The organism is Rhizobium sp. IBUN (genome assembly GCF_000510625.1).
Classification (GTDB): domain Bacteria; phylum Pseudomonadota; class Alphaproteobacteria; order Rhizobiales; family Rhizobiaceae; genus Rhizobium; species Rhizobium altiplani.
Window position 1 is genome coordinate 76302 of sequence record NZ_AZNV01000007.1, and the last position, 12109, is coordinate 88410.

The window sequence follows — 12109 nt, forward strand, 5'->3', positions numbered from 1 at the left end:
TTACGACTAGTGGGATCGCTTCAACTCAAATCCATCCGCAAGACCTACGGCACGCATGAGGTGCTGAAGGGCATCGACCTAGAGGTCAAGGACGGCGAGTTCGTCATTTTTGTCGGACCTTCGGGCTGCGGCAAGTCAACCCTCCTGCGCAGCATTGCGGGATTGGAGGATGTCACCTCGGGCGCCGTTTTCATCAATGGCAAGGAAGAGACGCTGACGCCTCCCGCCAAGCGTGGCATCGCGATGGTGTTCCAATCCTATGCGCTCTACCCGCACCTGACGGTCAAGGACAACATGGGCCTCGGCTTGAAGCAGGCCGGCACGCCGAAAAATGAGATCGACAAGCGGGTGACCAAGGCGTCCTCGATGCTGTCGCTTGAGCCTTATCTGGCGCGGCGCCCGGCGGAGCTTTCCGGTGGTCAGCGCCAGCGCGTTGCTATTGGCCGCGCGATCGTGCGCGAGCCGGCGCTCTTCCTCTTCGATGAGCCGTTGTCGAACCTCGACGCAGCCTTGCGCGTTCAGACGCGTCTTGAGATCGCGCGTCTGCACCGCAGCCTCAAGGCAACGATGATCTATGTCACCCACGACCAGGTCGAGGCGATGACGCTCGCCGACAAGATCGTGGTGTTGAACGCCGGTGCGATCGAGCAGGTCGGCTCGCCAATGGAGCTCTACAACCGTCCCGAAAACACCTTCGTTGCGGGCTTCATCGGTTCGCCGATGATGAACTTCATTCCGGGTGACAAGGTTGGAGACGCGGGCGCAAAGACCGTCGGCGTGCGCCCGGAGCATCTGACCCTTTCGCGCGAGCAGGGCACATGGCGGGCGAAGGTCGTCCACGTCGAACATCTCGGCGCGGACACGATCATCTATCTCGAATCCGAGCAGTGCGGCTTGATCACGGCGCGGCTCTTCGGGGAGCACAAGTACGAGCCGGATGAGATCGTCTATGCGACGCCGGACACGGGCCACATGCATCGGTTCGATGCCAATGACAAGGCAATCCGCTAGAGCCCGACTTCAAACTGAAAGCCCCGCCATGTCCCGCCATAGAGCGGGGCTTTCCATTTCTATCGATCAGCCAAGGACAGGGCGCATGAAACTGCGCTCGTAGCTGATGATGCTGCGATTTCGTTTGTCGAGATCGAACGCGGCCTGGCATTCGGGTTCGCTTGCCATGCGCGTGCGATAGTCTTCGTAGGCCGCGAGGCTCGGAAACGAAAACAGCGCAATGGCAATGTTGTTCGCGCCCTCGGACGGCAGGAAATAGCCGTGATGCGTGCCTCCCATTCGATTGACGATCGGAATCCAGAGGCGCGCATACTCCTCGAATTCGGCCACCTTGTGTGGGTCGATCGTGTAACGCAGATAGCAGGTAATCATTGAAGCATTCCTTTGAAGCAAAGCCGGACGGCGGCCACACGCCTCCGACAGCTAGGCGGCGAGGCGCTCGGTGAGTTCCTCGATGCCGACGTCTGCCTCGACGCTGTCTCCCTTGGCGATCAGATAGAGCCCTAGCACGAAGGCGAGGGCGGCGATGAAGAGCAGGTAGTAGGCATGAGCCATCGGATTGATTGGCAGCAGCGATGCGACTGCAAGAGGCGTCAGGCCGCCGAAAATCGCGTAAGAGACGTTGTAGGAGAAGGAGAGGCCGCTAAAGCGAACGCGGGCCGGGAAGGCGCGGACCATTACGTAGGGCACAGCTCCAACCATACCGACCGATAGCCCCATGATCGCATAGAGCACGAAAAGAACGGTCAGCGAAACGGCGGCATAACTGTAGAACGCGAAGGTCGCAGCACCAAAGAAGATACTTGAGACAACGAAGAAGCGGCCTGAGCCAACGCGATCGACGATCGCGCCGGCGGCGGCAGTTCCGAAGATCAGGAACAGCGTGCCGAAACTGGTGGCGGCAAGCGACTGCTGCGCGGTGTAGCCATAGAGCTTCTGCAGGAAGGTTGCCGTCATCAGTGTCGTCACGACGATGCCGGCCGACAGGATCCAAGTCAGCAGCATGGAGATGATGACGCCACGCGGGTAGTCGCGCAGCACGGCCTTCAGCGGCAGTTCCGGCGCAAGCGAGCGGGCCTGTTTCATTTCTGCGAAGACGGGCGTCTCCTGCAGCCAGCGGCGGAGGTAGACGGCAACGAGGCCGAAGATGCCGCCGAGGAAGAACGGGATGCGCCATGCATAGGCGGCGACATCATCTTGCGTGAAGACGGAGTTGATGATCGTCGCGATGAAGGATCCGAGCAGGATGCCGAGGGTCAGGCCGGAGCAGAGGAAGCCGCAGGCAAAGCCGACGCGGCGGAAGGGGACGTGTTCGGCCACGAAGGTCCAGGCGCCGGGAACTTCACCGCCGATCGCCGCGCCTTGCAGAATGCGCATGAGCACAAGGAGGATTGGAGCGGCAACGCCGATGGTAGCATAGGTCGGCATCGCCGCCATGCCGAGCGTTGAGAGCGCCATCAGCAGGATCGAGAAAGCAAAAACGCGCTTGCGGCCAAAGAGGTCGCCGAAATGGGCGAGGACGATGCCACCGAGCGGGCGAACCAGATAGCCGGCGGCAAAGATCCCGAAGGTCTGGATGGTCACCAGCCACTCCGGCATATCGGTCGGAAAGAACAGCTTGCCGATCACCGCCGCGAAGAAGACGAAGATGATGAAGTCGTAGAACTCAAGCGCACCGCCGAGGGCCGAGAGGCCAAGGGTGCGGAAATCCTGCGAGGTGAGGCGGCGGGGCGGTACGGCTGTTGTGGTAGGGGACATGATGCTGACTTTGCTGAATAAAAATGCTTCAGCCGTCGTTGCGCATCGAGGTCGCACTTTCAAGCAATTTCCGGCGCCGTAGAGTGGGGCGCCGGAAATGCGGAGGAAAGTGTGGCAAAGCCGCAAACGTGAGTGTGGCGCTGCCGCGATCAATCGCGGATGACAAGGAGGTCGGCTGCCATGAAGCGAAGCGTGACGGTCTCGCCAGCCGCTGGCGGGATTACGCCCGGGCTGTTGAACATGTCGAAGGAAATGACATTGCCGCCGACGTTCATGCGCGTGCGGATGACAGAACCAAGGAAGTGGGCGGATACGACCTGACCGGTCAGCTTCGTGTCGCATGGCGCGCTCTCGGCCAGCGATCCTGCCTCCGGACGCAGGGCCAGCGAGACCGTATCACCCGCCTTGAAGGCGGCGACGGACTGCTTCAGCGTCACGCCCTGGTCACCGATCTGGATACGGTTGGCCGAGGGGTCGACAACCTTCGCCTCGATCATGTTGAGCGTGCCGACGAAGGAAGCGACGAAGCGCGTAGCCGGCGTGTTGTAGATTTCGAACGGCGTTCCGATTTGGTCGGCGCGACCGGCGTTCATGACGACGATGCGGTCGGAGATCGAGAGGGCTTCTTCCTGGTCGTGCGTCACGAAGACGGTGGTAATGCCAAGTTTCTGCTGGATGGCGCGGATTTCCTCGCGCAGCGACACGCGGATCTTGGCGTCGAGGGCAGACAGCGGCTCGTCGAGCAACAGGACCTGCGGCCGGACTGCCAGCGCGCGGGCAAGCGCCACGCGCTGCTGCTGGCCGCCGGAGAGCTGATAGGGATAGCGATCCGCGAGGTGGTCGAGCTTGATCAGCCCGAGCATTTCCTTGACGCGAGCGTCAATCTCCGAAGGCTGCGTGCCGGCGACCTTAAGGCCGAAGGCAACATTGTCGTGCACGGTCATGTTGGGAAACAGCGCGTAGGCCTGGAAGACCATGCCGATGTTGCGCTTGTTCGGCTTCAGATTGTTTTGCTCCTTGCCGCCGATGGCGATGCGGCCGGCGGAGGGCGTTTCGAAGCCCGCGATCATGCGCAGGACAGTCGTCTTGCCGCAGCCCGACGGGCCAAGGAAAGAGATGAATTCACCCTTCTCGATCTGCATGTTGAAGTCATGCACGACCTGCGTGTTGCCGAAGGATTTCTTGAGGTTTGCGAGTTCGAGAAAGGCCATGAAAACCAGATACCTTACGACTTAGCCGGAGCGGCTTTGTGGAAGCGGGAGACAAGTTGCAACAGGCCCATGCTGAGCCAGGTAATCGAGAAGGCGATGACCGCCAGGGCCGACGGCTCGTAGGCGCGGTTGGCGCCAACCAGCTGCAGGTAAGGCCCGAAGGCTGGGCGATTGAGGAGCGCCGCCATGGTGAATTCGCCCATGACGATCGCGAGCGTGATGAAAGCGCCCGAGAGTACACCGCTCATGACGTTCGGGAAAATGCACTTGAACAAGATCGTCGCCCAGCCGGCGCCAAGGCTTTCCGCAGCTTCCGTCAAGGTGCGGACATCGATGGCACGCATTGCGGTGTCGACGGCGCGGTACATGTAGGGCAGGGACAGCGTTATGTATGAAAGGACGAGCAGGATGTTCGTGCCCGTGGTCGATCCAGTCAGCGGCAGGATCGAGGACGAGTTGTACATTCTGAGATAACCGAAGACGATCACAATTGCCGGGATGACGAGCGGCAGCAGCGTGATGAACTCGACAATCGGACGGATCTGCGGCAGGCGCAGGCGCACCCAATACGCCGTAGGCACGACGAGCAGCATGCCGAAGACGATCGTCAGAAGCGCCATCAGCATCGAATAACCGAAGGTCTCGCGGAACTGCGCCTCGGAGAAAACCGAGGCATAGGCGTCAAAACTGTAGGCGCCGCGCCGCATGCGCAGCGAAAATTCGACGGTGGCGATGAGCGGCAGGACGAAATAGATCGCGCCAAATCCGATCGATATCCAGGCTCCAAGGCGTGAAGTCTTCATTTTTGCCACCGTTCAGCGCGCATGCGCAGCAGGATGTAAAGGAGGTTGGACAGGCCGGTGATGACGATCATGCCGAGTGCCAGCGCATAGCCGAGGTTGGCGTTATGAAGCACGTCGCCGCGGATCTGCGCGTAGAGCAGGATCGGCACGATGTTGAGCGAGCTACCCGTCAAGGCGTAGGCGGTGGCGATAGCGCCGAAGGCGTTCGCAAAGAGAAGCAGCGTCGTGCCCATGAGGCTCGGCCAGAGGATCGGGAAAGCGACCATGCGCCAGTATTGGCCGTTGGTGGCGCCGAGAATGAGCGCGGCTTCCTTCCACTCCTTCTTCATCCCGTCGAGCGCCGGCGTCAGGATCAGCACCATCAGCGGGATCTGGAAGTACATGTAGGTGAGCGTGAGCCCGAAGAAGCTCAAGAGGTTGAAACCGGTGGAATAGAGATTGAAGCCCAGCCAGTCACGCATCAAGACGGTCACGAGACCGGTGCGTCCGAGCGTGGCGAGAAAAGCGAAGGCGAGCGGTACGCCCGCGAAATTCGAGGCAACACCGGAAAAGGTCAGGAGGCCCGAACGAACCCAGGTCGGGAGTCCGCCGAGCACGACAGCCCAGGCGAGAAGGGAGCCGATCACCGCGCCACCGAGGGCTGAAACCACCGACACCTTTATACTGACCCAGTAGGCGCTAAGGATCGACGGCGTGAACAGGTCGGAAATGTTCTTGAGGGTGAGTTCGCCTTCCGGGGTCAGGAATGCGCCTGCGACCAGATAAAGCGTCGGTATGATCAGGAACATCGCGGCAAAGATCATGAAGGGCGCGATGCCGAGCCAGTCTACGATCCTGTCGCGGTTTATCATGGGCGTGGCCGTAGCCACGGATGTTGAAACAGTGCTCATAGACGACGGCCTTATCGGGGCAATGAAAAATGAGACCTCTCCGCCCACGGAGGCGGAGAGGTCTTGCGTCAGATATTACTTGACGTTGGCGCCAACGACGCTGTCCCACTTCGTCGTGATGGCGGCCTTGCCGGCAGCCTGCTCGTCGAGGGTGGGGAATACGGCCTTTTCGTAAGCAGCGGCCGGCGGCAGCTTGTCGAGGAGCTCCTGGGGGACCTTCTTGTTCTTCGCCAGATCGTTGAAGCGGATCGGGTGGCAATAGCCCTTCAGCCAGCCGAGCTGACCTTCGTCGGAGTAGAGGTATTCCATCCAGAGCTTTGCAGCGTTCGGGTGTGGAGCGAAGGCCGAGATCGCCTGAACGTAGACGCCAGCGACAACGCCCGAAGCCGGAACGACGACTTCAGCCGGAGGGTTGCCCTTGAGGGTATCGCGCCAGGAGAGACCATTGTAGTCCCAGGCAACGACGATGGGGGTCGAGCCCTGAGCGAGCGAAGCGGACTTGCCGATCACAGGAACGAGGTTTCCAGCCTTGTTGAGCTCGGCGAAATACGCGAGACCAGCTTCGCCAGCCTTGGTCGCGTCCTTTTCACCAGCTGCGATGCCGGCTGCGTAGACGGCCTGGACAGCCTGGTTAGAAGCGCGCGGGTCGCCAGCGAGCGCGATGCTGTTGGCGTAGTCGGACTTCTTCAGGTCGGCCCAGTCCTTCGGAACGTCCTTGACGATGTCGGTGTTCACGACGAAGGAGAGAACGCCGTAGTAGTCGCCGTACCAGAAGCCATCGGCATCCTTGGCGCTGTCAGGAATGGAATCCCAGGTCGACACCTTGTAGGGCTGGATCAGGCCATCGGCCTTTGCGGAGGGGCCGAAGGAAAGACCGACGTCGATAACGTCAGGAGCCTGCGGTCCGGTGTTGCCCTTGTTGGCCTTGATGGCTTCGATCTCGTCGCCCGAGCCCGCGTCGGGGTTCAGTTCGTTGACTTCGAGGCCGTACTTGGCCTTGAAGCCGGCGATGACGTCGCCGTAGCCGCACCAGTCGTGCGGAAGCGCGATGGTCGTCAGCGTGCCTTCCTTCTTGGCGGCAGCGATAAGTTCAGCGCTTGGTTCGGCAGCTGCGATTGCAGTCGAAGCAACAACAATTGCAGTAGAAAGCGAAAGCATTTTCGAAATATTAGAGATCACTGTTGTTCTCCTTCGGGTTTTCAGTGTCCGACGATGCTGTTACTTACGTTACGTGAAGCTTTCGTGACAGTTTCATGACCTTCTTTTTTCTTTGTATAGCAGGCAGTTGGCGGCGATGTTTCATTTACGACACATTATTCGCTCAAGCGCCGAACGTCATCTCACTGTCGTAGTTTCCCTCCTAACTGAGTTTGCGGAATAGCCTGGTCTGTTCGAACAGGCCCTCCAGGGTTTTCATGCGTTCTTTCGTCTCATCCCAGGTCGAGCTTTGAACGGCCTCGATCAGGGCTTCGACGATGAAGAGAGTGACGACGGACGAATCCCAGGCCGATGGCGCCTCGATCTGCACACGGAACGTGTGACGCGCGAGCTTGGCGGCGGGCGATCCCCACTGATCAGTAAAGACGACGATCTCCGCGCCGCTCTTTCGGGCAGCGGTCGCGAGGCTGACCATTTCCTGCTCGTAGCGACGGATATCGAAGATGACCAGGAGGTCGCCGCGATTCATATTGAGTACGTATTGCGGCCAGCTGCTCGAGTTTGATGAGAGCAAAGCAGTGTTCGGACGAATGACTTGCATATGTGTAAAGAAGTATTCGGCCAGCGCGCCGGTGATGCGCCCGCCCACGAAATAGAGGCCGCGTTTGCGATCCGAGAGGAGCGAGGCGACGCTGTCGAACGTCGCCGTGTCGAGCGCGCTCAGCGTCTGGCGCAGATTGCCAATGATCGCGTCGGCAAAGCGATTGAGAATATGCGTGCCCGGCGCGTTGGAGGCCCATCGATCGTGCTTGGCGATGGGGTTCGAGATTGTCGCTTCGACCTCCTGGTGGAGGTGCGCCTGGAAGTCGGGATAGCCCTTGAAGCCGAGCTTCTGCACCATGCGTACGACCGTTGGCGTCGATACGCCGGCGTTCTCCGCAATCGTCGTGATACTCCCCAATCCTGAGACTGGGTAGTTGTCCAGCAGGCTCTCGGCCAATTGCTTTTCGGCCCGCGTAAGCATGCCAAAATGCGAATGGATTACGTCCGAAACTGTCTTCGACGCAGCGCTCACGCGTTCTTGCTCCCCGGGATTGGTCTTGTGCCACTTTCCCACTGAAAGTTAACAACGCTGTCACAATCCATGTCAACTGCTGTCATGAAAAGAAATTTTCAGTCGCGCTTGACAGTCGCCAAAACCTGAAGAATTCTTTTCTTATACATTCTTTATTAATGATCGGGATGCGCCTGTGGTGCCTGCTCAGTTCAAGGTCCTAAGTGAAGCGGATGGCGACTGCGTTTCCGTTGAGCGGCCGAATGGCGAGAGCCCGCTGCTGGTGATCTGCGAGCATGCGTCGCGTTTGATGCCCGAGCGATACGGTACCCTCGGTCTCTCCCGTGAGGCTCTAGAAAGCCATATCGCATGGGACCCTGGCGCATTGGCAGTCGCCCGCGGGATTTCCGAGGCGCTCGACGCCACGCTCGTCTACCAGCGATTTTCGCGATTGATTTACGATTGCAACAGGCCGCCGGAGTCAGCCGGCGCCATGCCCGAGAAGAGTGAAGTCTATGAAATTCCGGGCAATGCCGATCTCAGCGCGGAAGAACGCCTCGCGCGCACCGAAGCATTGTATATTCCTTTTCACGACGCCATTCGCGCACTGATTCGCGATCGCAGGGCGAGGGGGCAGGAGACGGTGATTGCGACGGTCCACAGCTTCACTCCTGTTTACCACGGCAAGACACGTGCCGTGGAAATTGGTATATTGCATGACGAAGACAGCCGCTTTGCCGACAGCGTGTTGAACGCCGCATCGACCGGCTCGCCTCTCTATAAAATCGAACGTAACGAGCCCTACGGCCCCGTTGATGGCGTGACCCACACGCTCATCCTGCACGGGCTGTCGAACGGGCTCCGCAATGTAATGATCGAGGTCCGCAACGACCTCATCTCAGACGAAGACGGCCAAGGGGTCATGGCCGGCTATCTGACGGGGCTTCTCCGGCAAAGCCTGGACGCCTGACAACGAAGAAAAAGACCCCAGGGAGCAGTCTAACTGCGATCCGCCCGTAGGCGAAAACGTCACGGGCACTTTGGCACTGGATGATCACTCGCAATCCCGCGGCTGATCGCTAACAGGGGGAAGTCATGTCCGACTACACGGATCACGACAAGAAGCAGGACACGCATATCCTGCACTCCATGGGCTATGCCCAGGAGTTGGAGCGGAGGCTGAGCGCGTTCTCGAATTTTGCCGTCTCGTTCTCTATTATCTGCATTCTTTCCGGCGGTATCAACTCGCTGGCGCAAGCGACTTCCGGCGCCGGCGGCGCGGCCATCGGCATCGGCTGGCCGGTTGGTTGCTTCGTTTCGCTGGTGTTCGCCGTCGCGATGGCGCAGATCAGCTCGGCCTATCCGACCGCGGGTGGCCTCTACCACTGGGGTTCGATCCTCGGCAACCGCTTCACCGGCTGGCTGACCGCCTGGTTCAACCTGCTCGGCCTCGTCACCGTTCTCGGCGCGATCAACGTCGGCACCTACTATTTCTTCATGGGCTCCCTTGGGACGAGCTACTTCGGCCTGACGGACACGACGACTGTTCGTATCGTTTTCCTGGTCGTCATCACCGGCGCACAGGCGCTCGTGAACCACATGGGTATCGGCCTGACGGCGAAGCTCACGGACTTTTCCGGTTATCTCATTTTCGCGACGGCGATCGCGCTCGCAGTGGTGTGCCTGTTGGCGGCTCCGTCCTACGAGTTCAGCCGCCTTTTCACCTTTGCCAACTATTCCGGAGAAGCCGGTGGCAACGTGTGGCCGGAGACTTCGGGCGCTTGGGTATTCCTGCTCGGCCTTCTGCTGCCGATTTACACGATCACCGGCTATGACGCTTCGGCCCATACGTCGGAAGAGACGGTCAAGGCTGCTCATTCCGTTCCGCGCGGCATGGTCTCCTCCGTTCTGTGGTCTGCGCTTTTCGGCTACATCATGCTTTGCGCTTTCGTGCTGATGCTGCCGAACATGGAAGAGGCGGCCAAGCAGGGCTGGAACGTGTTCTTCTGGGCGATGGACAGCCAAGTCAATATCATCGTCAAGGATGTGCTCTACTTTGCCATCTTCGTCAGCCAGTGGCTGTGCGGCCTTGCGACTGTCACTTCGGTTTCGCGCATGATCTTCGCCTTCTCGCGCGACGGCGGTCTGCCTGCCTCCAAGGCGCTCGCCAAGGTCAGCCCGAAGTTCCGCACGCCGGTCGCGGCCATCTGGACTGGCTCGATCCTCGCGGTCCTGTTCGTCTGGGGCTCGTCGCTCGTTTCGATCGGCGAAACGCCGGTTTACACGATCGTCGTGTCGTGCACGGTCATCTTCCTGTTCTTCTCTTTCGCGATCCCGATCACGCTCGGCCTCCTCGCCTGGGGTACGTCGAAGTGGGACAAGATGGGTCCGTGGAACCTCGGCGAAGGCATGTTCAAGCTGTTCGCGATCCTCTCGATCCTGGCGATGGTGTTGATCTTCGTCCTCGGCATCCAGCCGCCGAATGATTGGGCTCTCTACATCACCGTCGGCTTCCTCGTGCTGACTGCGATTATATGGTTCGGCTTTGAAAACCGCCGCTTCAAGGGCCCGCCGATCGGTGAGGAAGTTGCGCGCCGTCAGGCGGAGATTGCGGCTGCCGAAAAGGCGGTCGGCGAACGCTGAGGCTTCGACTTCCCTCTCAAACCGCGGGGCCGCAATGGCGGCCCCGTTTCACGGCTCAACGAAAATGCATCAGATGCGGCACGCCCGTTTCACGGCATGCGCTTTCGTTGTCCCGATTTTTTCAGTTCAAGGTTCAGGCGGATTCAATATGAGCATCTATACTCTCGACGATCTCAAGCAGGATGTTGCCGACGGGCGCATCGACACGGTTCTGGCATGCCAGGTGGACATGCAGGGCCGCTTGATGGGCAAGCGTTTCCAGGCCGAATACTTCCTCGAGAGCGCATGGAAGGAAACGCACAGCTGCAACTATCTCGTCGCCACCGACATGGAGATGGAAACGGTCTCCGGTTACAAGGCGACGAGTTGGGAAAAGGGTTATGGCGACTACACGATGAAGCCCGACCTTTCGACGCTGCGGCGCATTCCATGGCTTGAAGGCACGGCGCTCGTGCTGTGCGATCTGCTCGACCACCATACGCACGAAGAGGTGCCGCATTCGCCGCGCGCGATCCTGAAGAAGCAGGTCAAGCGCCTGGAAGACATGGGCATGAAGGCCTTTATGGCCTCGGAGCTCGAATTTTTCCTATTTGACCAGACCTACGACTCTGCGCACGCGGCCGGTTATCGCAACCTGAAGCTCGCCAGCGCTTATAACGAGGACTACCACATCTTCCAGACGAGCAAGGAAGAAGAGGTCATGCGGGCAATCCGCACGGGGCTTCAGGGGGCCGGCATTCCGGTCGAGAACTCGAAGGGTGAAGCATCCGCCGGGCAGGAGGAAATCAATGTCCGGTACGCCGATGCGCTGACGATGGCGGACCGCCATGCCATCATCAAGAACGGCTGCAAGGAGATCGCCTGGTCGAAGGGCAAGGCAATCACTTTCCTCGCCAAGTGGCACTATAATGCCGCCGGTAGCTCGTCGCATATCCATCAGTCGCTCTGGAGCGTGGACGGCAAGACGCCTCTTTTCCATGACGAGAAGGGCAAGTACGGCATGTCGCCGCTAATGGAAAACTACATCGCCGGCCTGCTCTCGCACGCGAGCGAGATCACGTATTTCCTGGCACCTTACATCAACTCCTACAAGCGCTTCATGGCCGGCACGTTCGCGCCGACAAAAGCGATCTGGAGCAAGGACAACCGCACGGCCGGTTATCGTCTCTGCGGTGATGACACCAAGGCGATCCGCATCGAGTGCCGTGTTGGTGGGTCTGACCTCAATCCCTATCTCGCCTTCGCGGCACTGCTTGCGGCGGGCATCGATGGCATCGAGAACAAGATGGAGCTCGAGGCTCCATTTGTCGGCGACGCCTATGGCGCTCGCCGCGTCCGCGAGATCCCGCGCACGTTGCGCACGGCAACCGTTGCCATGACGAAATCGAAGATGCTGCGCAATGCCTTCGGCGATGATGTCATCGACCACTATACTCGCGCAGCCGAGTGGGAGCAGGAAGAGTACGATCGTCGCGTCACCGATTGGGAAGTGGCGCGCGGTTTCGAAAGAGCATAAAGCGTAGCCAAGCCGGACGGCGTCCTGTCACACGATTTCCATATCTCGGGAGATTGTTTGGGACG

At 59.8% G+C, this 12109-nt stretch carries 11 protein-coding genes; 4 read left to right on the forward strand and 7 right to left on the reverse strand.

Features of this window, described 5'->3' with window-relative positions:
* Nucleotides 1–9 precede the first annotated feature (9 nt).
* Nucleotides 10–1011, forward strand: a complete 1002-nt coding sequence (locus tag RHIBUN_RS0109110; protein ID WP_018116402.1) for an ATP-binding cassette domain-containing protein — start codon at nucleotides 10–12, stop codon at nucleotides 1009–1011.
* Between the two features lie 66 nt (nucleotides 1012–1077).
* On the opposite strand, the gene RHIBUN_RS0109115 is transcribed toward RHIBUN_RS0109110, so the two are convergent.
* The 7 genes from RHIBUN_RS0109115 to RHIBUN_RS0109145 form a co-directional block, all read right to left on the reverse strand.
* Nucleotides 1078–1383 (reverse strand): NIPSNAP family protein, encoded by a 306-nt coding sequence (locus RHIBUN_RS0109115; RefSeq protein WP_018116403.1) that lies wholly within the window; start codon nucleotides 1381–1383, stop codon nucleotides 1078–1080.
* A 51-nt stretch (nucleotides 1384–1434) separates the two neighbouring features.
* Nucleotides 1435–2769 (reverse strand): MFS transporter, encoded by a 1335-nt coding sequence (locus tag RHIBUN_RS0109120; protein WP_025659338.1) that lies wholly within the window; start codon nucleotides 2767–2769, stop codon nucleotides 1435–1437.
* Between the two features lie 149 nt (nucleotides 2770–2918).
* Entirely contained in the window at nucleotides 2919–3980 is a 1062-nt protein-coding gene (locus RHIBUN_RS0109125) for an ABC transporter ATP-binding protein (protein ID WP_025659339.1), read from the reverse strand.
* A gap of 14 nt (nucleotides 3981–3994) precedes the next feature.
* Nucleotides 3995–4783 (reverse strand): ABC transporter permease, encoded by a 789-nt coding sequence (locus tag RHIBUN_RS0109130; RefSeq protein WP_018116406.1) that lies wholly within the window; start codon nucleotides 4781–4783, stop codon nucleotides 3995–3997.
* Nucleotides 4780–5673 (reverse strand): ABC transporter permease subunit, encoded by an 894-nt coding sequence (locus RHIBUN_RS0109135; protein ID WP_025659340.1) that lies wholly within the window; start codon nucleotides 5671–5673, stop codon nucleotides 4780–4782. Before RHIBUN_RS0109135 ends, RHIBUN_RS0109130 begins: the two co-directional genes overlap by 4 nt.
* A gap of 75 nt (nucleotides 5674–5748) precedes the next feature.
* Nucleotides 5749–6852 (reverse strand): ABC transporter substrate-binding protein, encoded by a 1104-nt coding sequence (locus tag RHIBUN_RS0109140; protein ID WP_025659341.1) that lies wholly within the window; start codon nucleotides 6850–6852, stop codon nucleotides 5749–5751.
* Nucleotides 6853–7033: 181 nt separating this feature from the next.
* A complete protein-coding gene (locus RHIBUN_RS0109145; protein ID WP_025659342.1) occupies nucleotides 7034–7906 on the reverse strand; it encodes a MurR/RpiR family transcriptional regulator in 873 nt (290 codons plus the stop codon).
* Nucleotides 7907–8081: 175 nt separating this feature from the next.
* Here RHIBUN_RS0109145 and RHIBUN_RS0109150 point away from each other — a divergent pair, with 175 nt between their 5' ends.
* The 3 genes from RHIBUN_RS0109150 to RHIBUN_RS0109160 all read left to right on the forward strand — a co-directional run bounded on the left by RHIBUN_RS0109150 (nucleotide 8082) and on the right by RHIBUN_RS0109160 (nucleotide 12044).
* A complete protein-coding gene (locus RHIBUN_RS0109150) occupies nucleotides 8082–8855 on the forward strand; it encodes an N-formylglutamate amidohydrolase (RefSeq protein ID WP_025659343.1) in 774 nt (257 codons plus the stop codon).
* Nucleotides 8856–8980: 125 nt separating this feature from the next.
* Complete coding sequence (locus RHIBUN_RS0109155) at nucleotides 8981–10528, forward strand: amino acid permease (RefSeq protein WP_025659344.1); 1548 nt, start codon at nucleotides 8981–8983, stop codon at nucleotides 10526–10528.
* Nucleotides 10529–10676: 148 nt separating this feature from the next.
* Complete coding sequence (locus tag RHIBUN_RS0109160; protein ID WP_025659345.1) at nucleotides 10677–12044, forward strand: glutamine synthetase family protein; 1368 nt, start codon at nucleotides 10677–10679, stop codon at nucleotides 12042–12044.
* Nucleotides 12045–12109: the final 65 nt, after the last annotated feature.

Bases quoted from the DNA above. Each gene is read 5' to 3' on its own strand.
- RHIBUN_RS0109125 (WP_025659339.1), bottom strand. From the start codon at position 3,980: ATGGCCTTTCTCGAACTCGCAAACCTCAAGAAATCCTTCGGCAACACG.
- RHIBUN_RS0109115 (WP_018116403.1), bottom strand. From the start codon at position 1,383: ATGATTACCTGCTATCTGCGTTACACGATCGACCCACACAAGGTGGCC.
- RHIBUN_RS0109120 (WP_025659338.1), bottom strand. From the start codon at position 2,769: ATGTCCCCTACCACAACAGCCGTACCGCCCCGCCGCCTCACCTCGCAG.
- RHIBUN_RS0109155 (WP_025659344.1), top strand. From the start codon at position 8,981: ATGTCCGACTACACGGATCACGACAAGAAGCAGGACACGCATATCCTG.
- RHIBUN_RS0109135 (WP_025659340.1), bottom strand. From the start codon at position 5,673: ATGAGCACTGTTTCAACATCCGTGGCTACGGCCACGCCCATGATAAAC.
- RHIBUN_RS0109160 (WP_025659345.1), top strand. From the start codon at position 10,677: ATGAGCATCTATACTCTCGACGATCTCAAGCAGGATGTTGCCGACGGG.
- RHIBUN_RS0109130 (WP_018116406.1), bottom strand. From the start codon at position 4,783: ATGAAGACTTCACGCCTTGGAGCCTGGATATCGATCGGATTTGGCGCG.